Origin of the sequence: Thermosynechococcus sp. HY213, from assembly GCF_031460975.1 — a bacterium.
Classification (GTDB): domain Bacteria; phylum Cyanobacteriota; class Cyanobacteriia; order Thermosynechococcales; family Thermosynechococcaceae; genus Thermosynechococcus.
Genome location: NZ_JAVKVB010000007.1, coordinates 164,627 through 189,689 on the forward strand (window position 1 = coordinate 164,627; position 25,063 = coordinate 189,689).

24 protein-coding genes, 2 pseudogenes and 1 riboswitch are annotated in these 25,063 nt (G+C 50.6%); of the genes and pseudogenes, 16 read left to right on the top strand and 10 right to left on the bottom strand.

Going from position 1 to position 25,063, the window contains the following annotated elements:
• Nucleotides 1-54 precede the first annotated feature (54 nt).
• On the bottom strand, nt 55-1,686 hold the full coding sequence (groL, locus tag RHK62_RS03990; protein WP_310453303.1) for a chaperonin GroEL: 1,632 nt from the start codon (nt 1,684-1,686) through the stop codon (nt 55-57).
• Nucleotides 1,687-1,870: 184 nt separating this feature from the next.
• Here groL and RHK62_RS03995 point away from each other — a divergent pair, with 184 nt between their 5' ends.
• From RHK62_RS03995 to fni, 9 genes are all read left to right on the top strand, one after another.
• Nucleotides 1,871-2,470, top strand: coding sequence for a CAP domain-containing protein (locus tag RHK62_RS03995; RefSeq protein ID WP_206201181.1), 600 nt, complete (start codon nt 1,871-1,873; stop codon nt 2,468-2,470).
• 63 nt (nt 2,471-2,533) lie between these two features.
• Nucleotides 2,534-2,779 carry a chlororespiratory reduction protein 7 gene (locus RHK62_RS04000; protein ID WP_206201180.1) on the top strand — a complete coding sequence of 82 codons (246 nt, stop codon included), beginning with the start codon at nt 2,534-2,536 and terminating at the stop codon, nt 2,777-2,779.
• Between the two features lie 179 nt (nt 2,780-2,958).
• Nucleotides 2,959-3,429, top strand: coding sequence for an SRPBCC family protein (locus RHK62_RS04005; protein ID WP_225901696.1), 471 nt, complete (start codon nt 2,959-2,961; stop codon nt 3,427-3,429).
• 19 nt (nt 3,430-3,448) lie between these two features.
• Nucleotides 3,449-4,336 carry an acetylglutamate kinase gene (gene argB, locus RHK62_RS04010; RefSeq protein WP_310453304.1) on the top strand — a complete coding sequence of 296 codons (888 nt, stop codon included), beginning with the start codon at nt 3,449-3,451 and terminating at the stop codon, nt 4,334-4,336.
• Between the two features lie 116 nt (nt 4,337-4,452).
• Nucleotides 4,453-4,743: a hypothetical protein gene (locus tag RHK62_RS04015; RefSeq protein ID WP_310453305.1), complete on the top strand. Its 291-nt coding sequence runs from the start codon at nt 4,453-4,455 to the stop codon at nt 4,741-4,743.
• Between the two features lie 117 nt (nt 4,744-4,860).
• The gene (gene ctpC, locus RHK62_RS04020; RefSeq protein WP_206201176.1) at nt 4,861-6,162 is read left to right on the top strand and encodes a carboxyl-terminal processing protease CtpC; all 1,302 of its coding nucleotides are present in this window, start codon (nt 4,861-4,863) and stop codon (nt 6,160-6,162) included.
• A 23-nt stretch (nt 6,163-6,185) separates the two neighbouring features.
• Nucleotides 6,186-7,076: a cation diffusion facilitator family transporter gene (locus tag RHK62_RS04025; protein WP_302678920.1), complete on the top strand. Its 891-nt coding sequence runs from the start codon at nt 6,186-6,188 to the stop codon at nt 7,074-7,076.
• A gap of 56 nt (nt 7,077-7,132) precedes the next feature.
• Nucleotides 7,133-8,269, top strand: coding sequence for a geranylgeranyl reductase family protein (locus RHK62_RS04030; RefSeq protein WP_302677820.1), 1,137 nt, complete (start codon nt 7,133-7,135; stop codon nt 8,267-8,269).
• Nucleotides 8,270-8,338: 69 nt separating this feature from the next.
• Complete coding sequence (gene fni, locus RHK62_RS04035) at nt 8,339-9,367, top strand: type 2 isopentenyl-diphosphate Delta-isomerase (protein ID WP_310453306.1); 1,029 nt, start codon at nt 8,339-8,341, stop codon at nt 9,365-9,367.
• Here fni and RHK62_RS04040 read toward each other — a convergent pair.
• On the bottom strand, nt 9,364-10,074 hold the full coding sequence (locus RHK62_RS04040; RefSeq protein WP_310453307.1) for a DUF2232 domain-containing protein: 711 nt from the start codon (nt 10,072-10,074) through the stop codon (nt 9,364-9,366). The genes fni and RHK62_RS04040 overlap by 4 nt on opposite strands.
• 140 nt (nt 10,075-10,214) lie before the next feature.
• Between RHK62_RS04040 and egtC the strand changes: the two genes are divergently transcribed.
• From egtC to RHK62_RS04075, 7 genes are all read left to right on the top strand, one after another.
• On the top strand, nt 10,215-10,997 hold the full coding sequence (egtC, locus tag RHK62_RS04045) for an ergothioneine biosynthesis protein EgtC (RefSeq protein WP_310453308.1): 783 nt from the start codon (nt 10,215-10,217) through the stop codon (nt 10,995-10,997).
• Entirely contained in the window at nt 10,972-12,105 is a 1,134-nt protein-coding gene (locus RHK62_RS04050) for an SUMF1/EgtB/PvdO family nonheme iron enzyme (protein WP_206201171.1), read from the top strand. The genes egtC and RHK62_RS04050 overlap by 26 nt, the downstream gene beginning before the upstream one ends.
• 121 nt (nt 12,106-12,226) lie before the next feature.
• Nucleotides 12,227-12,643 (top strand): hypothetical protein, encoded by a 417-nt coding sequence (locus RHK62_RS04055; RefSeq protein ID WP_310438485.1) that lies wholly within the window; start codon nt 12,227-12,229, stop codon nt 12,641-12,643.
• 130 nt (nt 12,644-12,773) lie between these two features.
• Entirely contained in the window at nt 12,774-14,300 is a 1,527-nt protein-coding gene (locus tag RHK62_RS04060) for a peptide ligase PGM1-related protein (protein WP_310438486.1), read from the top strand.
• Between the two features lie 35 nt (nt 14,301-14,335).
• Nucleotides 14,336-14,477: riboswitch (cobalamin riboswitch) on the top strand.
• Nucleotides 14,478-14,509: 32 nt separating this feature from the next.
• Nucleotides 14,510-15,541, top strand: a complete 1,032-nt coding sequence (locus tag RHK62_RS04065; RefSeq protein ID WP_310453309.1) for a sirohydrochlorin chelatase — start codon at nt 14,510-14,512, stop codon at nt 15,539-15,541.
• A 74-nt stretch (nt 15,542-15,615) separates the two neighbouring features.
• A complete protein-coding gene (locus RHK62_RS04070) occupies nt 15,616-17,250 on the top strand; it encodes a 2-isopropylmalate synthase (protein WP_206201168.1) in 1,635 nt (544 codons plus the stop codon).
• Nucleotides 17,231-17,674 carry a hypothetical protein gene (locus RHK62_RS04075; RefSeq protein WP_302676738.1) on the top strand — a complete coding sequence of 148 codons (444 nt, stop codon included), beginning with the start codon at nt 17,231-17,233 and terminating at the stop codon, nt 17,672-17,674. Before RHK62_RS04070 ends, RHK62_RS04075 begins: the two co-directional genes overlap by 20 nt.
• Before the next feature lie 10 nt (nt 17,675-17,684).
• Here the strand turns inward: RHK62_RS04075 and RHK62_RS04080 are convergent, their stop codons facing one another.
• The 8 genes and pseudogenes from RHK62_RS04080 to RHK62_RS04110 all read right to left on the bottom strand — a co-directional run.
• Nucleotides 17,685-20,033, bottom strand: coding sequence for an AAA family ATPase (locus RHK62_RS04080; protein WP_310453310.1), 2,349 nt, complete (start codon nt 20,031-20,033; stop codon nt 17,685-17,687).
• Nucleotides 20,034-20,050: 17 nt separating this feature from the next.
• Nucleotides 20,051-21,067 (bottom strand): NAD-dependent epimerase, encoded by a 1,017-nt coding sequence (locus RHK62_RS04085; protein ID WP_310453311.1) that lies wholly within the window; start codon nt 21,065-21,067, stop codon nt 20,051-20,053.
• 27 nt (nt 21,068-21,094) lie between these two features.
• Nucleotides 21,095-22,372 carry a Vi polysaccharide biosynthesis UDP-N-acetylglucosamine C-6 dehydrogenase TviB gene (gene tviB / locus RHK62_RS04090; RefSeq protein WP_206201605.1) on the bottom strand — a complete coding sequence of 426 codons (1,278 nt, stop codon included), beginning with the start codon at nt 22,370-22,372 and terminating at the stop codon, nt 21,095-21,097.
• Nucleotides 22,373-22,441: 69 nt separating this feature from the next.
• Nucleotides 22,442-22,744 (bottom strand): glycosyltransferase, encoded by a 303-nt coding sequence (locus RHK62_RS13090; protein WP_399377957.1) that lies wholly within the window; start codon nt 22,742-22,744, stop codon nt 22,442-22,444.
• Nucleotides 22,666-23,409: a glycosyltransferase gene (locus RHK62_RS04095; protein ID WP_310453312.1), complete on the bottom strand. Its 744-nt coding sequence runs from the start codon at nt 23,407-23,409 to the stop codon at nt 22,666-22,668. The genes RHK62_RS13090 and RHK62_RS04095 overlap by 79 nt, the downstream gene beginning before the upstream one ends.
• Before the next feature lie 7 nt (nt 23,410-23,416).
• Nucleotides 23,417-24,421, bottom strand: coding sequence for an EpsG family protein (locus RHK62_RS04100; RefSeq protein WP_310453313.1), 1,005 nt, complete (start codon nt 24,419-24,421; stop codon nt 23,417-23,419).
• Nucleotides 24,422-24,492: 71 nt separating this feature from the next.
• A pseudogene (locus RHK62_RS04105) lies at nt 24,493-24,915 on the bottom strand (asparagine synthase-related protein); the annotation flags it as partial.
• Between the two features lie 26 nt (nt 24,916-24,941).
• Nucleotides 24,942-25,063, bottom strand: a pseudogene (locus tag RHK62_RS04110) (IS630 family transposase); the annotation flags it as partial.

Genomic DNA, 25,063 nt, shown 5'->3' on the forward strand with positions numbered 1-25,063 from the left:
ACCCTCCCCCCAGTTAGAGAGGAGAGAACCTAGCAAACTATTGGGGCAGTAAGCCTACATCATGCCGCCCATGCCCCCCATACCGCCATCCGCAGGAGCTGCCGGTTTCGGTTCCGGTTTTTCGACCACAAGGGCTTCTGTCGTCAGTACCATGCCGGCGATCGAACCAGCATTTTGCAGGGCAGAGCGTACGACTTTGGCAGGGTCAATAATACCCGCACTAACGAGATCGTCATAGGTGCCCGTTGCAGCATTAAAGCCATAGTTAAAGTCACCGGCACGGACATTCTCGACGACTACGGCTCCTTCAACACCAGCATTGTCAGCAATTTGAGCCACCGGGGCTGCCAAGGCACTGGCAACAATGCGTGCCCCCGTTTGTTCCTCGGGACTGAGGCTAGGCAGCAGGGCATCAATGCGACTGGCCAAGTGAAGCAAGGTCACACCACCGCCGGGCACAATCCCTTCAGCCACTGCCGCTTTGGTGGCATTGAGGGCATCTTCGAGGCGGAGTTTGCGATCCTTCAATTCCGTTTCGGTGGCAGCCCCCACTTTGATCACCGCTACGCCGCCCACGAGCTTGGCAATGCGCTCTTGCAGCTTTTCTTTGTCGTATTCGGAGTCGGTCTCGGCCAACTGCTTCTTGAGCTGTTCGACCCGCTTTTGAATATCGGCTTTATTGCCTTTCTCGGACACAAGGGTGGTGGTGTCTTTGGTCACGGTGACGGAGGCGGCTTCTCCCAGCATGGTGATTTCCACATCATCTAGGGTCAGTCCCACTTCCTCAGAAATGACTTGACCGCCCGTGAGAATGGCAATGTCTTGGAGCATTGCTTTACGCCGTTCGCCAAAGGCTGGGGCTTTCACGGCAACCACATTGAGGACACCCCGCAGTTTATTCACCACCAATGTGGCGAGGGCTTCGCCTTCTACATCTTCAGCAATGATCACGAGGGGACGACCACTGCGAGCCACTCTTTCTAGGGTGGGAATCAGGTCTTGGATACTGGTAATTTTTTTGTCCGTCAACAGCAGATAGGCATTGTTGAGTTGAACAATCATCCGCTCTGGATCGGTGACAAAGTAGGGGGAAATGTAGCCGCGATCAAACTGCATCCCCTCAACAATTTCCATTTCTGTATTCAGGGATTTCGATTCTTCAATGGTGATCACGCCATCTTTGCCGACTTTGGCCATGGCTTCACCAATCATGGCTCCCACTTCGGGGTCATTACCGGCAGAGACGGTGGCCACTTGGGCAATCATATCCCCTTCAACGGGTTTGGCCACTTCGGCAATGCCCTCGACAATGGTTTTGATCGCTTTTTCCATACCGCGCTTGAGGGCAATGGGGTTAGCACCGGCAGCCACGTTTTTCAGGCCTTCACGGATCAGGGCTTGGGCAAGGAGGGTGGCAGTGGTTGTGCCATCACCGACGACATCATTGGTTTTGGCGGCCACTTCCCGAATCAGTTGGGCACCAGTATTTTCGTAGGCATCTTCCAGTTCGATTTCCTTGGCGATCGTCACACCATCGTTGACAATTTGCGGTGCGCCATACTTTTTCTCAAGCACCACGTTGCGCCCTTTGGGGCCAAGGGTAATTTTCACGGCATCGGCAAGGGCATTAATTCCGCGTTCGAGCGATCGCCGGGACTCTTCATGAAATGCGACTAATTTTGCCATGGGTGGCTATCCTTTAGTAACTTGGAGGTCATGATTGAGGGACTGCAAACTTAGCAGGCTTCAAGCCATTGTTTACAGTACTGTGGAAAACCAGCTGAGGGCAATGGCAGAAAATGTAGGGGATTCCGCACTTGCTCGCGTACACTGACAATAGACTGACAATAGATTAACAAGCTTCGCAGCCATGGCTGGCCGCCACCTCAATCAACAACGCCTACAGGTCTTCTTGTACGTCACCTTAATGCTCGGCATTGCCCTTGCAGCGGCCAAGGAGTATTTTTACTTGAACAATGGCCAAGGGGGGCAAGATTGGCAAATTGGTGCTCCACAGGTGGATGTCATTGCTGCTCAGCCAAAACGCTCCCTTGCGGAAATACGAGCCTTTGCCCTGCAATTGGTGAATCGCGATCGCCAGCTCAATGGACTGCCGCCCCTTGTTGCCGATGAATTACTCACAGAGGCAGCACAACGCCACGCCGAAGATATGCTCAAACGCCAATACTTTAGCCATACCAATCCCGATGGGCAATCCCCAATGGATCGCTTTATCGCCTTGGGGGGACGCGGTGGCGTCGGTGAAAATATCATGGAGCAGAAGGGCACCCCCGGATTGGTGCTCAACTATAAGCTGATTGAGCGGTTCCAAAAAGGCTGGATGTATAGTGAGGGGCACCGCCAAAATATCCTGCGGCCTGAATTTACCCGCTTTGGCTTTGGCATTGCTTTGAACTCAGCTCACGGAGAAGTCTATGCTGTACAGATGTTTGCACTGCCAGCCCAGTAAAGGCAGAGCGTTGCTGCGCGGATCATTTCCAATGTAATCAATGTCAACTTAACCGCATTCGCTATGTTCACTGAAGAGATGTATGTTGTCCTTGAATCTACTGTCAGCGATGAGACCTTTCTCACACCGATGGAGCTACAGGCCAAGCTGGTGGAGTATTTAACAGGAACCGATGTTTCCCTAACGCCGGATCTACTTGCTTTGCCCGATGTGGAAAGTCGTGCCCACCACCTCATGACAACGGGTTGTGAACTGCAATTACCCAATGGTGGCTACCTTCAGTGGTATGCCGTGCGTTTAGAAAAATAATCGTTACACAGAGTTACGAAACTCCTGCTCGGAAAATTCCGTTCTAATATAGATAAGGCTCTTGGATCAATCAAGGGTTCAGACGATTATTTATTCTTTCGTGGTGTCCAAATCGTCAGGAATAGCAGGGTAACGAGACTGTGGCCGATCGCCGTCGTCAACAAAAGAAAAAACCGCAAATGACCTACAGTTGGCCGTTGGCGGGCACCTACCAAGCCCTTAGCTCGGCATCGGTGGATTTGATCTGGCGCAAAGTGGTGAATTTGGCCGATGTGTCGTGGCATCCCTTGATTTTGCGCACCAATGTGCCCTACGGACTCGTACCCAAGCCGGGGTTTATTTTCCAAGCCATGACGCGTTGGATTCCGTGGCCGATTCAGATTTTTGTCGAACGGGTATCACCGGGAAAACTGTTGAGTATTCGCATTTTGGTCTTGCCGGGGGTAGAGGAACGGGTAACCTATCGTTTAGAATCAACGGTCTGGGGGAGTCAGATTTCCTGCTCAGTGATGTTGCGGGGGTGGCTGGCGCCGCTGATTTGGTCACTGATTCGCGATTCTGCGGCAGGGTTGGCTGCCCGCTTAGCAGTTGCGGCTGAGGAAGATCCCCCCTCTGCTCAGCCCCCCATTGATCCCTGCTTAGGTTTTTAGACGGACAAAAGAAAACTCTATGCTCAGCGATAGCGATCGCGTTCGTGTTCTCAGTGAAGCCCTGCCCTATCTCCAAGCCTTTGCCGGACGCACCTTTGTCGTTAAATACGGCGGTGCCGCCATGAAGGAGGAGCACCTCAAAGACTCGGTGATTCGCGATATTGTCTTTCTTTCCTATGTGGGGATTCGGCCGGTGGTGGTTCATGGGGGTGGCCCTGAAATCAATGCGTGGTTAACTAAGCTCAACATCGAACCCCAATTCAAAAATGGGCTGCGCGTCACCGATGCCGCGACAATGGATGTGGTGGAGATGGTCTTGGTGGGTCGGGTCAACAAGGAAATTGTCACCCTGATTAATCAGGCGGGCGGTAAAGCGGTGGGGCTGTGCGGCAAAGATGGCAACCTGATTCGTGCCCGCGCCCAAGGAGAAGAGAGCATCGGCTTTGTCGGTGAAGTCCAAGGCGTGGATACCCGCGTGATTACGGCACTAGTGGAGAAGGGGTATATTCCCGTCATCTCCAGTGTGGCTGCCGATGATACTGGGCAAGCCTACAATATCAATGCTGATACTGTTGCTGGCGAGATTGCGGCGGCTTTGGGGGCTGAGAAGCTGATTTTACTGACGGATACCGCAGGCATTTTACGGGATTATCGTGATCCGAGTACTCTCATTTATCGCCTTGATATTGCCGAAGCGCGGCAACTCATTAAAGAGGGGGTTGTCTCTGGCGGGATGATTCCTAAAGTCACCTGTTGCGTGCGATCGCTCGCTCAAGGGGTGAAAGCAGCGCACATTATTGATGGCCGGGTGCCCCACGCCCTGTTGCTAGAAATTTTTACCGATTCGGGGATTGGCTCAATGCTCGTGGGTTCCAATGCAGCCTACGATCGCGCCTTCACTGATTGAAACTTTTTGCATGAAGAAGGGCGTCCTAGGGTATGACGAGGATGTCTTAGCGTCAGGGTCTATTACCTATGAAATTCTTCTCTTTAATCTTAATTAGTAGCAGCTTAGCCACTAGCTTGAAACTGCCAGCACGCGCCATTCCCCAACCCTACCCCCCAGTGGCGGTGAATAGTTTTATGAATACCTGCATCGAGCGTGGCCGGCGATCAGCGCCCATTGTGCCCCGTTCAGTGATGAATAACATTTGTCAGTGCTCCATCAACTACATTCAAGAGCGATTGAGCTACACTGATTTTCAAACCCTTGATCCCAATGGCAGTCAACCGCAATCTCCTGGCCAACAGCGGGCACAGCGGGTTCTCGATGAAAGTGTGAACTACTGCATTCGCCAACAACTGGGGGTCTAGGCACTTTTTGACCCTGCTGCGCGTCGGAAAACTTAGCTGGCGATCGCCAACGGCCAAGGCAAGTCTTTGTGCTAGATTGGGCGTAGGCTAAAGGATCGAAAATTTAGGACGAATCATATGGGAATCACACACCGCACGCTCGTTGTCAGTACGACAGTGGTCATGACGGCATTGGTTGCTGTCACGGGTGCGGGTCTGCACTGGTCCCGTAGCCTAGCGGGTTTCCGCCAAAGTCCTAAGGAACTGGTGGATGAAGTATGGCAGGTCATTGACCGTGAATACGTTGATGCCACCTTCAATGGCAATGACTGGCGTGCCGTGCGGCGGGAGTTTCTCTCTCGGAACTACACCAAACCCGAGGATGCTTACAAAGCGGCACGGGAAATGCTCGAGAAGCTCAATGATCCCTACACCCGCTTTATGGATCCGGAGCAGTTTCGCTCCATGCAAATTGAAACCTCTGGTGAACTCACAGGGGTAGGTATCACCATTACCCAGGACGAAAAGACCAAAGAAATCACCGTGGTTTCCCCCATTGAAGGGAGTCCCGCCGCTGAGATGGGTTTAATGGCCAAGGATGTGATCCTGAAAATTGATGGCAAATCCACCAAGGGCATGGATCTCAACCAAGCTGTCAGCATGATCCGTGGCCCGGTGAATACAAAAGTGCGCCTGACGATCCAGCGGGGCGATCAAATCTTGAACTATGAGATCACCCGTGCCCGCATTGAAATTCATCCCGTTCGCCACAGCCTACGCCAAACTCCCCAAGGGCCTGTCGGCTATATTCGCCTTGTCACCTTTAGCTCCAATGCAGCAGCAGAAATGCGCGCTGCCATTCGGGAGTTAGAAAAGCAAGGCGTTGAAGGCTATGTTCTGGATTTACGCTCCAATCCGGGTGGCCTACTCTTTGCTAGTGCTGAAATTGCCCGCATGTTTCTACCGCAGGGCGATATTGTCTCTACGGTCAATCGCCAAGGGGAAGCAGAACGCTTACGTGCCGGTCGCGGCTTCTTGACCAATAAGCCCCTTGTGGTGCTCATTGATGGCGGCTCGGCCAGTGCCAGCGAAATCCTCGCAGGTGCTCTACAGGATAATGGCCGTGCCGTGTTGGTGGGAACACGCACCTTTGGGAAAGGCTTGGTGCAGTCCGTCCAGCCGGTGGGCGACGGGGCAGGGATTGCAGTGACGATCGCCAAATACTTTACCCCCAGTGGTCGTGATATTAACAAGAAAGGCATTGAACCCGATATTGAAGTCACACTCACGGAGCAGCAGCGGGAACAACTGACGCGCGATGACATTGCCACCGATCGTGATCCTCAATTTACACGGGCCCTTGCGGTTCTCAATGAACGTATCCTAGCGGAGCGACGCAATACCCAATCAGCGCGTCCTCCCCAGACAGCCAATCCTTAAGTTCACTCAGTTAGGTGAGCACCGTGGCCGACCACCGCCGACAAGCCCAGCGGGTATTGTTCTTGGCGCTAGGGGTCAATGTTGCCCTGACGGCCATTAAAGCCATTGTTGGTGTTCTCAGTCGCTCATTGAGTTTACAGGCCGATGCCCTGCATAGCTTGACCGATGCCGGGAGTAGCATACTGGGCTTAGTGGCCATGCAGTGGGCTAACCCCCATCCCGATCGCGACCATCCCTACGGTCACCAAAAGTTTGAAGCCCTCGGTGCATTGGGGATTGCCGCCTTTCTGGGCATGGTGTGCTTTGAGATTTTACAAAGTGCGGTTGAGCGCCTGCTGCATAAAAGCAGTGCCGTGACGATCACAGGGGCAGAACTGTGGATTGTGATCCTTGTCCTTGGCATGAATATCGGCCTTACTCTCTATGAACACCACATGGGGCGCAAGCTGAATAATTCCGTGCTCATTGCTGATGCCAAGCATACCCTGAGCGATGTCTGGACAACGATTATTGTTCTTTTGGGGCTGATTGGGGTGTGGACCTTCAACTGGGCCTGGTTGGATGTGGTGTTGGCATTTCCCGTCGCGGCCCTTGTGTTTTGGAGTGCGTGGGAAGTCCTCAAAAGCAACATTCCTTGGCTGGTGGATGAGATGGCGATCGCCCCCGAAGCTATCCATGAGCTAGTGATGACCGTGCCCGGTGTGGTTAATTGCCATGACATTAGCTCGCGGGGAATGGTGGGACGGCAAGTGTTTATTGAGATGCACTTAATTGTCGAGGCGGAAGATATTCCCACGGCCCATGACATTACTGAGCAAATTGAAGCCCTGCTGCAAGACCGCTATGGGCCGGCTCGCATTGTCATCCACGTCGAACCCCCCGACTACGAATCCAGTCAGATCAGCTTCTCTTAGGTGATTTTTGCTATTTTTTGAGCATCTGCGCAAAGCAACTGAGGAGTGACCCTGTGGTGTACGACTGCATTGTTGTTGGTTCAGGCCCTGCGGGCGGTGCGGCTGCCTATCACTTGGCTAGGCAAGGCCGGCGGGTGTTGGTTCTGGAAAAGGAAGCTCTGCCCCGCTACAAGCCCTGTGGGGGAGGTGTGTCGCCCCAAGTGCAAGCTTGGTTTGACTTTGACTTTACTCCTGCTATCTCGCTGAAGCTGACGCAAATGGTCTGTACGTGGCAGGGTGGGGAAGCGCAAGTGCTGGAACTGCCCCCAGAGCACGCAGTATGGATGGTGCGCCGCGATGTGTTTGATCATTTTCTGATTCAACAGGCGCAGCAACAGGGGGCGCAGGTAGCGGCTCAAACTCCCGTTACAGGTCTAACGTGGGGGGGCGATCGCTGGCAGGTGCATACGTCCAAGGGGGATTTCACAGCGCAGTATTTGATTGGCTGTGATGGTGCCAAAGGTTCAATGGCCAAGTGGTTGGGCTTCCAACATCGTCAGCAGCGTATAGGAGCAGCCATTGAGGTTGAAGCAGCCATGCCCAATCATTCCCTGAGGGCAGCCCACTTTGACTTTGGTCGCGTTCACAATGGCTACATTTGGAACTTTCCTAAACGGGAGGGCTACTCGATTGGTGTGGGCACGTTTTCCCTAAAACGCAAGCAAAATCTGAGGGCGATCGGGGCAGCATATGCTGAAACCTTTGGCGTTGATTTCAGTCAAGTCAAGGTCTATGGCCACCCCCTCTACTGTTGGCAGCGGCACCAGCGCCTGCACACCCAAAATGCCCTCCTTGCCGGGGAAGCGGCCTGTATCGTTGATCCGTTTACTGCCGAAGGCATTCGTCCCTCGCTGTTGACTGGCATGTTGGCCGCCCAAGCCATCGATCGCGCCCTCAATGGTGATCCAGAGGCTCTCGCAGACTATTCCCGTCAAGTCCAACAGGCGTGGGGAGCGGATATGGTCTGGGCAAAACGTCTAGCGACTCTTTTTTATCGGATGCCCCACATGGCCTATGAAGTGGCCATCAAACGTCCTAGCGCCCTGCAACGGATGGGGCAAATTCTCTGCGGTCAGTTGCGTTACCGCGATGCAGCAGCCAATGGCCTGAAATTGTTGGCAGCAGGGTTGAGAGTGCCGACGGTTTTCCGTTAATGCCGATAGGGATGCTCCCTGAGCTGCCTTCTATAATGTTGGTGCAGCCTAACTTTAGGAACACGAGTGGTGAGCAGTCCCATTGAGCAGCGCAAGGCCGAGCACCTCGAGCTTTGTATTCAAGGTGATGTCAGTCATCAAGAAATCACCACCGGTTTCGAGAAGTATCGCTTTCGCCATTGTGCCCTGCCCGAACTGGACTTTGCCGAGATTGATCTGAGCGTCGAGTTTTTGGGCTGGCGACTCGCTGCCCCCCTGCTGATTTCCTCCATGACCGGTGGCACCCCCCAAGCGGGAGACATCAATCGCCGTTTAGCCCGGGTGGCGCAACAAAAGGGAATTGCTATGGGTGTTGGTTCCCAGCGAGTGCTGCTGGAGCATCCAGAGGTGGCGACCACGTTTGCCATTCGTCAAGAGGCACCCACTATCCCCCTCTTAGCCAATCTTGGCGCGGTGCAGTTGAACTATGGCTGTGGTGTCAATGAATGCCAAAAGATTATTGATCTCCTAGAGGCGAATGCCTTGATTTTGCACCTCAATCCCCTACAAGAGGCCGTCCAAACGGGGGGCGATCGCAACTTCAAGGGACTGTTGACGAAAATTGGTGTTCTCTGCCGTGCCCTGCCGGTGCCGGTGATTGTGAAGGAAGTGGGCAATGGTATCAGTGCCGACGTGGCCAAGCAACTCGTGGAGGTGGGAGTAGCCGCTATTGACGTGGCGGGGGCAGGGGGAACCTCTTGGGCTAAGGTGGAAGCAGCGCGTGCTCAGGATGGGCGTCAGCAGTACCTCGGAGAGGCCTTTGCCGAATGGGGCATGCCTACGGCGCAGTGTCTGGAGCAAATTCATCCTGCCCTACCAGATACGCCCCTAATTGCCTCCGGCGGACTTCAAAATGGCATTGATGTGGCCAAGGCCCTTGCCCTCGGTGCTAGTCTTGCCGGTTTAGCGCGCCCCTTTTTGCAGGCCGCCCATCAATCAGAGGAGACACTTGCGCAACGCATTGATTTTATCCTTGAGGAATTGAAAACCGTGCTGTTTTGTACCGGCAGTGCCACTCCCCAAGCCCTCTATCAGCGTCGCTGTCTCGAAAGGATCTAGCGGGGGTCTTCAAGGATCGTGCGCAGCCACGGGGGCGGATCCGGAATCGGATTGCCCAATCGCTCCAACAGTGTCCATGCCAAAATATGCACCACTAAGGCATACACCGTGGACTGGAAAAAGACAAGTAGCAGTGCCACGACTTGGATCAGGGTCACCGTTGGCTCCAGCAGCAGGTTGAGGTTGACCAGCACCCAATCAATGAAATTCGTGACCTGCTGATTGAAGTAAATCCAGAGGTTTTCCCCGAGCAGAATGGACACAAGACTAATCTGAAAGAAAAATCCTGCGGTGCCAATCACAGCGCCACTGAGAATCGAGCGTTCCCAGCTCTCTTTTTTTGCCCAACAGCCGCCAAAAATCACCCCCATCATGCCGTGGGGCAAGAGAAATTGCAGACTGCGGGGTGGCCCCATCAACACAGAAAGGAGCAAGGCACTGACAATCGCCGCCATCCAAGCCGCTCGGCGGTTCCAGCGTAAATACACCAAGGCAATGGGAATTGGAAAAAATAGGCGCAAGACTGGACCAATGGGCAAATAAAAGTTAATCACCCACAGCAGGGCAGCGGTACTGGCAAGGAAGGCTGTTTCTGTGATCACCAAGGTGCGCTGAATTTGCGATCGCCCCAAGGCTTGGGACTGCTCAGGGGGCACAATGGCTTCGACGTCGGGAAAATCATCCTCTAGGGAATCCGTTGGGTTCATTGATTGCAGATAACCTTTTTTCTCTACACTCTAGCAAGCTTTACTGCCAGCTCTCAAACTGGATATAGCGCCCTGAAAAATCCTTTGCTGAAAGTTAGAATCGGGGGTAAGGTATTCCTATCAAGCTTACATGTTAATTTATGTGCCGTCTTTATGCCTATATGGGGCGCAAAACGTCCCTTGCCCATGCCTTGGTGGATGCTCCCCATTCCCTGTTGGTGCAAAGTTATCAACCCCGCGAAATGACGGCGGGACGCTTAAATGCCGATGGCTTTGGGGTGGGCTGGTATGCTGCCCGCCAAGATGTGCCCCCCTTTCTTTATCGGCAAACGCTGCCCATGTGGCATGATATTAACTTTACTGAGCATTTAAGCCGCTACATTCAATCTACCTGTTTTTTGGCCAATGTCCGCAGTGCCACACCGGGTCAACCCGTGCAGATGACGAATACGCAGCCCTTTCGCTGGGGACGCTGGCTGGGGGTGCACAATGGCTTTATCGAGAACTTTCACCAAACCCTCTACCGCCCTATGCGCGATCGCCTGTCGGATATTTGTTACAACATTGTTGAAGGCTCTACAGACTCTGAGCACCTCTTTGCCCTGTTTTGCAATGAATTGGTGTTGAATCCGCAACTGTCACCGTTGATGGTACTGCGGCAAACACTGCAAATTGTTTTTTCCCTAGCGCAGGCAGCGCGTACCAGTGTCAGTGCCGCCATGATTCTGACTGATGGCGTCTATATTCTCGCCACCCGCTGTGGGCGGGGCACACCACCCCCCACCCTGTACTGGAGTCAGGATGCCGAGAAAATTCAACTCACCTCAGAGCCGGTAGATCAGCAAACGGAGTGGTATCCTTTACCCGAAAATAAACTGCTGTTGATGAGTTTGCAGAGTGAACCAGAGATTTATACCTTCTGAGACCTCAACCCCGTTTAATCCTTGGGATCGCGAAGCCCTTTGGCAAGCCTTTCAGAACCAGCGGCAATTTACACGCCAACTTGTGGCTGAGTTGAGCGAGGCCGTCCTTTGTGCGCAGCCCCATCCCCTCTATAGTCCCGTGGGGTGGCATTTGGGACACATTGGCTACACAGAAGCTTTTTGGCTCTTGCCGGAATCCTCAGGGGTGAGCGATCGCGATCGCTATTGGTATGCCGCCGATGGCCGCCCCAAGGCCGAACGACAGCATCTACCGCCGCGTGGCCAGCTACTTGACTACTTAGCAGAGATTCGCCAAAAGACGGGCGATCGCCTCTACAGTCTTAGCGACGAGCAGTGGCAACGGGAAGTCCGTCTCTGGTGGTGGATTTTGCAGCATGAAGCCCAACACAGTGAAACAATGCAAATGGTGCTGGCGATGCAGGGGATTTTCACCACCTTGCCCCCTCTCCTATCCTCGCCTCAGTCTTGGCAACGGATTGCCGCTGGCAGTTATGTCATTGGCAGTGAAGACCTCTTAGCCCTTGATAACGAGCAGCCAGTCCAGAGTGTCGAACTACTTCCTTTTACGATTGATGCGGCACCGCTGACCTGGCGGGAATTTCTCACCTTTGTGGAAGCGGGTGGTTATCAGCGGCGGGAATGGTGGTCCAGCAGTGGTTGGGAATGGCGCGAAGCAGAGGGGATCACAGCACCCTTTTACCCCGTTCCTGAGGATTTGGACTTACCTATGTGGGGACTCAGTTTCTATGAGGCTGAAGCCTATGGCCATTTCCAAGGCAAACGTCTCCCCAGTGAACGGGAATGGGAGATTGCTGCTCAGCAGGGACTCTTGAATCAGGGCTACGTTTGGGAGTGGACGCAAAGTCCCTTTGCCCCCTATCCGGAGTTCCAGAGCTATCCCTACCGGGGGTATTCTGCGCCCTACTTTGATGGCAAGCATTTTGTTCTAAAAGGCGGTAGTCACTGGACGCGCCCCATTCTCAAGCGACCCTCATTTCGCAATTGGTATAGCCGCACCACCCGTGAGGTGTTTGCCGGCGCCCGCTATGTTCAACTAGAAGCACTCCCGATTGAGTCTGAGGCCTAGACTGGGTGAAGTGGGTTAATTTTGTGCCCAAGTTCCCCGTGATCCTGTGATCCTTTTCACGGGCACTCCCCTTAGGCTTCGCCAGAATCAGACTATCAACTATCCTCTTGCGAGGCACCTTATGAGAAACTTCGCTTTTTCCGCTTTGCTTGTCCTAACTGGAACCCTAGCTCACACTGTCACAGCATTGGCACTTCCCACAGCAACGCTGCAAGGTCGCATCTTTTTTGGCGATCAAATGGGCAATGTTGCACCGGCTGCCTGCTCAGCGATTCAAGTTGTTGCTAAACCGCAAAATTTACCGCCCATCAAGGTATTTGCTACTGGTCCTGCCGCTGGTGCTCAGGATGGTCAATGTACCTTTAAGATGACTAATGTGCCAGCAGGTGTTCCCATTGAATTAAGCGCCGTTTACAGCGATTTGCTCTCCTATCCCGAAAAAACGTACCCCAGTCCTGCCGGCAAGTGGCAAAATCCCTTTGTTCTGCGCCCCGCTCAGGTGCATGTCAGGTACATTGAACTGGATGGCAAACCTTAGTTTGTTGGCTATTGAAGCTGAGCAAACGAAGCACCGTTCCTCAGTAAAGAAAGTTTGAACAAGATGACCCCCAAGCGATGAGTGCGACTCAAACTCCCTAAACTAGGGACAAGGGCATAGGGGCGTTTTGATGTCAATTGCTGAGGAATTCCGCCAACTGCAAACGCGACTCTTGGAGTGCTGGGACGGGACAGAAACGTTTATTCCTGAACTACCCAAGGGTCCCGGCGGCATTGAGCGCGATATTGTGGTGGTGCCTTCCCTGAGCTTTCCCCAACCGGAGCTGGCCAAGATCACCGGCTATACCCACTACGAGGAGCGGCAACTCTATACGCTGATCCAGTTGCGGAATCCGCGTACCCGCATGATCTACGTGACGTCCCAGCCGCTGCACCCCAGCATTATTGACTATTATCTGGATTTACTCCCCGGCGTACCCAGTTCCCATGCCCGCGATCGCCTGCTGCTGCTGGCCACCTACGATCGCTCCGATAAACCCTTGACTGCGAAAATTTTAGAGCGGCCTCGCCTTTTGGAGCGTATCCGTCAAGCCCTGCGTCCCAACCAAGCCTACATGGTGTGTTTTAACTCCACCCCTTTGGAGCGGGAACTGGCGGTACGCTTAGGCATTCCCCTCTACTCGACGGATCCCGACCTCCTCTACTGGGGAACCAAGGCGGGCAGTCGGGAACTTTTTGCGGCCGCAGGCATTCCCCATCCGATGGGCAGCGGTTTTTTGCAGGGGGTACCGGAACTGGTGCGCGCGATCGCTCACCTCCAAGAGAAATCTCCTGAACTGCAACGGGTGGTGGTGAAACTCAATGAGGCTTTTTCCGGAGAAGGCAATGCTCTTCTTGATCTGCGCCCACTGCGCCCCCTTGGCAGCCCACACACCCCCGATCATCTACAACGGATTGAAAATAGCCTAGAGGAGATGGTCTTTCAGGCGCCTAATGAAACTTGGCTCTCCTATCGGCAGCGATTTATGGATCTGGGTGGCATTGTCGAAGCCTTTGTGGAAGGGACAGTCAAGCGATCGCCCAGTGTCCAAGGCTGTATTACCCCCAAAGGCAGTGTTGAAATCGTCTCCACCCATGAACAGTTACTCAATGCCCCCACAGGTCAAATTTTCATTGGCTGTGAATTTCCCGCCCATGCCGACTATCGCCAACAACTCCAAGAATTGGGGCAAAAGGTAGGGACGTACTTGGCACAGCAGGGGGTGATCGGCTGTTTTGGTGTGGACGTTGTTGCAACCCAGACAACAGCAGGGTGGGAGCTTTACGCCATTGAAATTAACTTGCGCAAGGGTGGTACTACGCACCCCTTTATGACCTTAAAATTCCTCACCGATGGCCACTATGAGCTAGCCTCTGGACTGTTTTACAGCAAGCACCGCCGTCCCAAGTATTACATTGCCTCCGATAACCTCTGCCAACCCCACTATCGCGGCCTCCTGCCCAATGATCTCTTGGATATGATTGCCCGCTACCATCTCCACTTTGACTCCAGCACCGAAACGGGCACTGTCTTTCACCTCATGGGGGCACTCTCGGAATTTGGTAAGCTGGGACTCGTCAGCATTGGTAACACCCCCGAAGAAGCCCAAGCCATCTACGACCAGACCATTGGCGTTCTCGATGCTGCGGCGCTATAGGTCTCTCATGTGCCCACCCCCTGCATAGACAGGGGTCTGAGAATCTCGCTACAATTGGCAACGTTCACTGTGAAGAGCAGCCTGTAGGGAAAATCCAGTGCAAGTCTGGTGCTGTGCCGCAGCTGTGATGGGGAACCCCCCTCAGCCAGAATGCCTACTTGCTGTGGTTCACTCTGTTTGCCTGCGTCGCACGGGCATGGAGTTTCAACGTGGTTGTTACGCTCAACGATTCCATTCTCAATCCCCTCGGTTTTAGCCTCGATTTACCCCCTCTCCCCCAATCTCGACCGCTTTTACTCGTCGGTCATGGGACGCGCGATCCGGAAGGTCGCCAAGCATTTTTGGACTTTGCCCAAGCCTATTATCAACTGGATCCCTGCCGGCCTGTTTTTCCCTGTTTTCTGGAGTTAACGGAACCCTCGATTTTTGAGGTGCTCAGCCAGTGTGCTGCCGCAGGCCATACAGATTTGTCAGTGCTACCAGTTTTACTCTTTGCTGCTCGCCACAATAAGTTTGACGTTACCAATGAGTTGGATCGGGCGCGGCGGGCGTTTCCGCAATTGCGCTATCACTATGGCCGCCACTATGGTATTGCCCCCGAAATTTTAACCCTGTGGCGATCGCGCCTTGAACTCTTGGACTCACCAGAATTTAATCCCCAAGGCATTGGCCGCGAAGAAACCGTTCTCCTAGTGGTGGGACGCGGCTCCAGTGATCCCGATGCCAATGGCGATGTCTTTAAGCTAGCCCGCATGCTCTGGGAAGGCAGTGGCTACAAAACCGTTGAGGTCTGCTTTATTGGCATTACCCATCCCCGCCTACCCGAAGGATTTGGGCGGGCGAATCTTTACCAGCCCCGCCGCGTCATTGTCCTGCCCCACTTTATGTTTACAGGGGCACTAGTCAAGAAAATCTATACCCTTACCGCAGAAGCCCAAGCCGCCTATCCCAGTGTTGAATACGTGAACCTACCGGAAATTGGCCTGCATCCGCAACTATTTTATCTCACGCGGCAGCGGGAAATTGAAACCCATACGGGGCAGGTGGCCATGAACTGTGAAGCCTGCAAATTCCGCTTGGTGGCAGGCCATAGCCATCATCACCACCATCATCAGGATCATGAGCACCCCTCCCACAGCCATGATCACGGGGGTCATCACCCTCACCACCATCACCATGGATCAACCGTGGACTTGGATCACTTGCCCAGTTACCACCAACGCATTTGGCAAGTTCCCTAAGCATCGCTCCCCAGCGAAAATGTTAGAGTAAATGATGACTGCTACTCTTTCTCAAGCTTAGATAGGGCTTGTCTATGCGTATTAAATATCCTCCCCAGACGGTTGACCGGGTGTTAATTTTTGATACCACCCTGCGGGACGGTGAACAGTCGCCCGGTGCTTCCCTAAATGTGGATGAAAAACTGGCGATCGCCCGTCAACTGGCGCGACTGGGGGTGGATATTATTGAAGCAGGCTTTCCCTTTGCCAGTCCCGGTGACTTTGAGGCGGTGCAGCGGATTGCTGAAACCGTGGGCACCGAAACGGGGCCGGTGATCTGTGGCTTGGCTCGTGCCACCCGCCAAGATATTGAAGCAGCCGCAAAAGCCCTCAAACCCGCCTACTATCCGCGGATTCACACCTTTATTGCCACCTCGGATATCCACCTAGAGTACAAACTGAAGAAAACCCGCGCTGAGGTACTGGAAATTGCCCCCGAAATGGTGGCCTATGCCAAGTCCTTTGTGGATGATGTTGAGTTTTCCCCTGAGGATGCCGGGCGTTCGGATCCTGAGTTTCTCTATCAAGTTTTGGAACGGGTGATTGACGCCGGTGCCACAACAATTAACATTCCCGACACGGTGGGTTACACCACCCCCGCCGAGTTTGGCGCCCTGATCAAAGGCATCAAGGAAAACGTGCCGAATATTGATCGTGCCGTCATTTCAGTCCATGGTCACAACGACTTGGGCTTGGCCGTTGCCAACTTCCTCGAAGCAGTCAAAAATGGGGCACGGCAACTGGAGTGTACGGTTAACGGCATTGGGGAGCGCGCCGGCAATGCTGCCCTTGAGGAATTGGTGATGGCTCTCTATGTGCGGCGGCAGTACTTCAATCCCTTCCTTGGCCGTCCCCCCGAATCGGAAGCACCCCTGACCAATATCAACACCCGCGAAATTTACAAAACCTCCCGCTTGGTCTCCAATCTAACGGGCATGCTGATTCAGCCCAATAAGGCGATCGTCGGTGCCAACGCCTTTGCCCACCAATCAGGCATTCACCAAGATGGCGTCCTCAAGCACAAGCAAACCTATGAAATCATGGATGCCCAACTCATTGGCCTTGCCGATAACCAAATTGTTTTGGGTAAACTCTCTGGTCGCAATGCCTTTGCCACCCGCCTGCGCGAGCTGGGCTTTGAACTCAGTGAAACGGAACTCAACAAGGCGTTTTTGCGCTTTAAGGAACTGGCCGACAAGAAAAAAGAAATCACTGACTGGGATCTAGAAGCTATTGTTAAAGATGAAACCCAAGCCATTGATGTTCAAGGCTACCAGCTGGAATTTGTGCAGGTCTCCTGTGGCGATCGCGCCCGCCCCACCGCCACCGTAACCATCCGTCTGCCCAGTGGTGAGGAGCTGACAGATGCCGCTATTGGCACAGGCCCTGTGGATGCCGTCTATCGTGCCATTAACCGCGTGGTGCAAATTCCCAATCGCCTCATTGAGTATTCCGTGCAGTCAGTGACCGCGGGAATTGATGCCATCGGCGAGGTGACCATTCGCCTGCAACACGGGGATCGCATTTACTCGGGCCATGCCGCCAATACAGATATTATTGTTGCTTCGGCTCATGCCTATATGAATGCCCTCAATCGTCTCTATCGCGGGCTCCAGCAGCAACGCCTCCACCCCCAGACCGCTGAGGTTCATGGTGGAACCACTCCCTAAGCCCCTTGAGCACCACGGCATCTACCCCTGCCCCATTTGCCGCCATGGCCAAATTGCCCCAATGGTGCTCATGGAAACCCATGCCTGTAACTTTTGCCGCCACATTTTTACCCTTAATCCTGAGCGCCAAACGGCTCGCCTTGAAGATGGGGCGATCGCTTTTCGCTGGCAGTGGACGGGTACAGGCTGGCGATCGCTCCACCGCCCCTCTTCTCAGGTCACCGTTGTTGGCCTTGTGTTAGCTATTTTGCTCATCATTTTACCGCCAACCCTCATCTGGCTAGCCTATGCCCTGTTTCCGCCCCTAGAAGCAGGAGTTTGGCGCTGGCTTCCCCTTCTTTGGACCGGCCTCACCTTAGCTGCCCATGCCCTACTCTTTGGGCCTGTTTTAATGGCTATTTTGTCCCCCGAAAGGGAGATGTGAGACCTTAGACTTAGACAGCGAGGGGTGCCACCGCTGACTCAGCAGCACTGTTCTGATAACCTCTGAAATCTCGGTGGTTGACAGCTACACCATTGACGACAATCCCAAGCAGCTTTTGCTGTAAGCTCAGATCACAAGCCTGCAGTGCCTGAGCAAAAGCTTCGCGTCGCGTTTTCTTTAACCGCACAACCAAGAGCGCCCGCTCCACCGCTGCCAGAACCCGATGCGCCTCCGCAGCAGCCAAGATCGGCGGCACATCCAGAATCACGCAGTCAAAGGTATCCTTAGCGCCCTCCAAGAAATCAAACCACCGCGCAGAACTCAGCAGTATCATCGGCTCTTGCTGAACCTGACCCGCCGTCAGTACCCAGAGTCTTTCCGCACGATTTGCCAAAAGACTGAACCAGTGGGGAAAAGGCATTTCCCCTTGCAACAACTCCCCTAGGCCTGCGACATTGGGAATGCCAAGTCCTTGATGCATGCTGGGCTGACGCAAATTGGCATCCACCAGTAAGACCCGTTTTCCCATCGCCGCTGCTGCAACCGCAAGGTAAATCGCAAGGGTCGTTTGTCCTTCTTTGCCCGCTGTACCCGTTATTGCCAAAGAGCGCGGCAATCCCAACGACTCTAGCTGCGTCAACAGGAAGTAAAAACTTTCCCTAAAAGCAGGTGTGGCACTCGGCAAACGGTGCTGCAATCCCCAGAGCGTCAACGGTGTTTCTAGGCGACTAAAGGCCAATTGATCAAATGTCTTCGTCAGAGGAATCTCGCCAAGAATCGGCAAGGGAGTTTGTTGGCGAATTTGCTCCACTTCTAGGAAGCGATCATCCAACCAATCGAGCACTAGAGCCAAGAATAGCCCCGACACTCCCCCCAGCATCAAAGCTATCACCACTGCCACTAATAAACGCTGGGTTACCTGATATTCTTCCTTGTTGTCAATATCTGAGAGGACTCGCCATGTGAAGTCTCGTTGCGCAATCTGCAGTTGGAGGGACTGTCGAGTTTGCAGTAATAACCTCAGAGATTCCTGTGCTGCTCCAAAACGTTGCTCAATCTTGCGGTAAGGATTGGCAAGGCGTATTACTCGCGATATCTCTGCCTCGGTGGCCTGAATTTGGTTGCTTAATTCAGCATCCGCCCTCCGCAGCGCTTCAAGCTCAATTCTGGTCTCTATGTACTTCTCGATTAGAGACCCAGAAACGGCACTTTGATAACCAATCAGCGTTTCGGGTTGACGAACTTGATCCTGATTTCTAATCGTAATCTGTCGCGCTTCCTTTCTGGCCTGCTCTAGCAGTAGTCGCTTTTCTTCCTGTAGCACTTGCACCGTCGGTGAGTTTTCATTCACCTTGGCCTGCTCCCCAGCTAGCTTGGTTTCCGTTTCTGTTAATTTTATTAGCAACTCCTGATAGCTTTGAGAAGCAGCTAGATTGGCAGCAGCAAGTGCCTCAGCAGGAGACAACCTTAACTGTGCTTCGAGGGAGTTAAACGTTGCCTGAGCTGACTCCAGTTTTACTCTATTTTCATTTCTTGCAGAGATCAAATTATCCAAAAGGCTAAGATAAGTTTCAAGATCGCTGCTGCCAGAGGCCGCAGAGTTAAACTGGGAAGCAACTAGGTCAGGTCGTACTACCCGATTCTGAAAGCGAAATTGGTTAAGTTGATCCTCCAGATCATCAATTTGACTCAGGGTCTTCTGAATTTCTTGGTTAACATAGCGCAGATTATCCGCTATTTGATCCTGCTTTTCCTTTTCACTAAATCTTTTTAATTCTTCAACAAGGATTCCTAGGAGTGATTCTATCTTTTCTTTTTCTCTTGCAGAAAATTGGATTTCTATAATCTTTTGACTTGACTGATCTAGTCGTCTATTACCTGAGGTTAGTTTCGCTGGCTGGATTTTCAAGGATCCAATAAAAGATTGATACGAATATTGTTTTGGATCTAGATCAGGATTTGCTACTAAAAATTTCTCATAAATTGGACGCAAAACGATATCGCTATTGAGTACCTGAACTAAAGTTGCCACATCACCTTTTGTTTCACCTGACAAAAGGGGCAGGGATATTGGAGCAAGCTGACGGAGTGACTCTAAAGATGCTCCTGGCCGAGCGCCTGAGGATTGGATAGGTTCAACCTGCACCAACACAGAGTGTCGATAGCTTCTCAAAAAGAGGTAAGAGTATCCCAAAAAGCCAATTGAGACTAGTGCACCTGCCAATATGCCAACTGCTGAGCGCCGCTTCAGCCCGCGAAGTACTTGATCAATGGTCACCTTATCAATTGGCTGCGGCTGCCACAAACTTGGCCGAGAGGCTTCAGAGGGCAAAGACAAATGGTTATTTTCACTTGACATAGGGCAAACTCAACTCGTTAGATACCATAGTACTCACGATACCAGTGGACAAATCGCTGTACGCCTATCTCAACAGGAGTTGTGGGTTCGTAGCCTGTGTCTGCCCTAAGTTCGAGCACATCCGCGTAGGTATCGGGGACATCGCCCGGTTGCAGAGGCAGAAGATTTAACTGCGCTTTCTTCCCAAGATAGGTTTCTAAGAGTTCAATATACCGTAGGAGTTCGACGGGGCGGTGGGCACCAATGTTGTAAACACGCCAAGGTGCGAGACTAGTGGCCGGATCAGGATTTTCGCCACTCCATGAAGGGTTGGGTGTGGCAGGTCGATCCAGCACCCGTAGAATCCCCTCGACAATGTCATCAATGTAAGTAAAGTCGCGGCGATGCTTACCATAGTTAAAGACAGGCAACGGTTCATTATTCAAAATGGCTTTCGTAAACTTAAAGAGTGCCATGTCGGGGCGCCCCCATGGGCCATAGACGGTAAAAAAGCGCAGTCCAGTAGTGGGCAGGTCATAGAGGTGGCTGTAGGTATGTGCCATCAGTTCATTGGCTTTCTTGGTGGCCGCATAGAGACTCAAGGGGTGATCAACATTATCCTGAACCGAAAAAGGCAGTTTTTTATTGGCACCATAGACGCTTGAGGTGCTGGCATAGACGAGATGCTCTACCTGATGGTAGCGACAGGCTTCCAAAATGTGGATAAAACCTACAATATTACTGTCAATATAGGCCAAGGGATTCTCAATCGAGTAGCGTACACCCGCTTGCGCTGCTAAGTGGATGACCCGTTGGGGGGTAAAGTCTCTAAAGAGTTGGTTCACCCCTGTACAATCTACGAGGTCAATTTTTCTGAATACAAATTGCTCACCTGCCGTAAAAGGGCTGAGTCGCTCAAGGCGAGCTTTCTTAAGGTTGACATCGTAGTAATTGTTCAGATTATCGAGACCAATCACGCGATCGCCCCGCTTAAGTAGTTCCAGTGCTACTGCATTGCCAATAAACCCAGCAACACCCGTCACCAAAATATCCATCTTGATTCCTCAAATGACAAAAAGTAGCTAAAGGCGGCCGTCCACATCTTCCTTCGATAATACCCACTTCACATCATAAAGAACTCCCGGTGTTTTCAAGAGAGCACGAATGCCAGTACTACCCATTTCATGAAACTGCTGGTGGGCAACAGCAATAATGATTCCGTCCCACTGATGAGATAACTCTTCAATAAGGGAAATTCCATATTCTCTCTTGGCCTGTTGGGGATCTACCCAAGGATCGTAAATATCAACCCCTAGGCCATAACTTTGCAGTTCTTTGATAATGTCAACGACACGTGTGTTGCGTAAATCGGGGCAATTTTCCTTAAAGGTTAGTCCCATAACAAGTACACGAGCATTAGGTAAGTCAATTCCCTTTTTGACGAGTAACTTCAAAAATTGCGCTGCTACATAAAAGCCCATGTTATCGTTGATACGGCGACCAGCCAGAATCAGTTCAGGGTGATAATTGCAAGCTGCTGCTTTGTAAGTTAGATAGTAGGGATCAACACCAATACAGTGGCCACCGACCAATCCCGGACGAAAGGGCAAGAAATTCCATTTTGTGCTTGCAGCAGCTAACACTTCTTCTGTATCAATGCCCAATAGGTGAAAAATAATAGATAGCTCATTCACAAAAGCAATATTAATGTCTCGTTGAATATTTTCAATTACTTTTGCCGCTTCGGCCACTCTAATCGAGCTTGCCTTGTGTGTTCCCGCTGGAATAATTGATGCATATAGGCGATCAACTAAATCAGCAACTTCAGGTGTTGAACCAGAGGTAACTTTTTTAATTGTGGTTAAACGATGATTATGATCCCCCGGATTTATTCGTTCAGGGCTATAACCAACAAAAAAATCTTGATTAAATTTTAGTTTGGATTCCTGCTCAAGGATGGGAACACAAACTTCTTCTGTTACACCCGGATAAACAGTAGATTCGTAGATAACTATAGACTGAGGTGATAAAATCTGACCAACACTCTTGGAAGCTTTTCTTAAAGGTTCAAGATCTGGAACTTTGTAATAATCTATTGGAGTGGGAACAGAAATAATAAAAATATTACATTTTCTTAAATCTTCGAGATAGGTTGTGTACATTAGCAAGGAACACGCTTGCAAATCAGTGTCACTGACTTCTCCTGTTCTGTCATATCCCTGCTTAAGTTCAGCGATACGTTGGCTATTAACATCATAACCAATAGTATAGTACTTCTTGCCAAATTCAACGGCCAAAGGAAGACCAACATAACCTAAGCCAATCACAGCAATCTTAAAAGTATCAGAAAAATTAAGCATCATGCACTCACCTTCGCTAATTTCGGCATCTTTCACTTTTTTGAAAAGAGTTGCAATATCCTAATAAAACTAACATGAACTGAGCAATTTGAGGTATTGAGCATTAATCTTTTTGACATCAAATAAGTCCAAAGCCATTTGATAGCTATGATACCCCATTGAAGGAATCAAACTAGGTTGTTCAATAAATTTCCGCATTGCAGTTATCAAGGCATTCACATCCCGAGGCGGAATAAGGTAACCATTATAGCCGTCAATAACCGTTTCACGGCAGCCTAGCACGTCCGTAGTAATCACTGGTCGACCCATAGCCATTGCTTCTTGCGTACTGCGGGGAACACCCTCACGGTAGTAGGAAGGTAAGACAAACACAATACTCCTTTTTCAATGAGTAATCTCGCAACTAAAGTAAATGTTAATGGACGAGAAAAAGGCTCGCAATACGACCATTCTTGAAGATTAACGCCTGTTCCTTTAATGATTAAAGTTTTACAAGGATTTAGGCCACATGCTTGAGTAATTTCATGACAATCATCTTTATTTTGAAAGATAATTTTATCCGCAATAGGCAAGTATATCCTGTATAAAAAAATGAGAATAATCTTCAATTTTTTTGATTTTAATTGATGGTCAGGAGTAAATGCATAACCTAAGCCCGTGAATAATGCAGAGCGAAATTTTATACCAACAAATCTCGAGGCTAGTAATCCCCAAATAATTGGCTTCGAGCTAATAGCCAAGAGACTATCAGCATTAATTTTTTTTATTGTTTTAATAATAGAAAAGAGAGATTTAATTTCTTGACAAGGATTCATGCCATTACGAACAAGGTAAAAATGATGACATATGGCACCTATTTCACTTAGTTTTGAAATTTCTGCTTGTGTATAATCTGGAGCTAAACAATGAACCTCAGCACCTGTATGAATTAATTCTAAAATCAAATCTCTTCTGAAATTAATTAACATCTGAGCATTGTTGCAAAGCAATATCAATGACAACCCATCTAGCTTGGGTATTCCATAGTGATCTTTCATTGCCATCTTAAATAAAAGGATACATGCGATAGGGTAACCACGCGAAAGCATGATCAGCAAATTGCAGCCATACCCATAATACTAAAAAACTGTAACCAAGTACTAGAAGCATCCATCGATAAAATATTTCTCGGCTTTGAGTGAGAAAGAGGTAGGGCAAATTTCCTAGAACATAGATCTGAATAGGTATTAGGTACAGCGCAAGGCGATCGGCAGCAGTTGAAGAACCTGTTAGCAAGAGTGCAAACGAAAAAATAACTAGCCAAGATAAAGCAAAATAAACTTTTGAAGAAGTTCTAAAGAAATTATGCCCTGTATAGTATTCGATTAAAAAAATAGTTGCAGGTAAGAGATTCATGGATAATCGAATTAAAGCACCTGAAGATGACATTCCTGCTCCGATATAGTGAACTAAAAATCTATCGCTGATGCTAGTAATTGCAATTGCACCAGATAGAGCTATCAATAATAATGCTGACACAAGTAGAATATTAATTATTTTTCCTGTTTTTAGTGCGTCAAATAAAAACATTAATATCGGCACTAATATCAGAAATATTGCTGTCTTATGAAACAGTAATGCCAAAATAAAAAACAGAATTGAATTTATTTTTTTATTGGATTCTAATGCCATTAACGCTAGTAGCTCTAAAGCGATCGCTCCTGCTTGGCGAGTATAACCCATTGCTACAACAGTTGTTAAGTATGGGAAAGCAACTGTTAAACCCAAGTAAGGATTTTTCAGTTTTTGACAAAAAGCAAATAAACAGCTTGTGTAAATCACTGCAACACATAAGTTTACAAAATAAATTTCCTGATTAAGAGCAGCAGCAATCTTATTAATCCAGTGATAGGCAGGGTCACCAAGTAGGGCTTCAAAGCCTACCCATGGCTGATATCTGGAAGCTTCTAATATATCTATATACTGAAACCAGTCTCCACCAACTTCAAATCTCAGACCAATAAAAGCGACATAAATACTAAAAAGAAATACCCAATACCACTTCGGCATTTGTATAACCGATGGTGTTAGCGTGAGTAAGAAAACAAAGAAATAGGGAAACATATGCTAGGGCTAGATATTCAGAAACAGCGCTCTAACCATGACTGAAACATTAATACTTCCTGTAGTTGTCCTGCCCAATTGCGTTTTCCTGTTTGATGCTCCTGCCAGTATTGCCAAACAAGGTCAGGGTGTAGGTAGCCCTCCTGCTGAAGACGGTTTGGGTTCAACAAAGTTGCTCCCCAGTCTCGCAGTTCAGAACGCAACCACTGAGCTAGGGGAATACCAAACCCCATTTTAGGGCGTTCAATCAAAGGCGGCGGGACATAGCGATACAAAAGTTTACGGAGTACCTGCTTGCCCTGCTGCTGTCTGATTTTCATCTCAAGGGGGAGTGTCCAAGCAAACTCAACAATTCGATGATCTAGAAAAGGAATACGGGTCTCAAGACTCACTCCCATGGCGGCGCGATCGACCTTGACAAGAATGTCATCGGGGAGATATAGCTATTCCAATAAAGAATGAGACATTATCCAGCACAATACTTGCGAATCACCTCATCAATCGAACTGTTTGACCCTGCATACATCCGCGCTCGCTTCAGCGCACTGAAGTCGTGCTCAATCACATTCAAATCAGGAGAGTATTTCG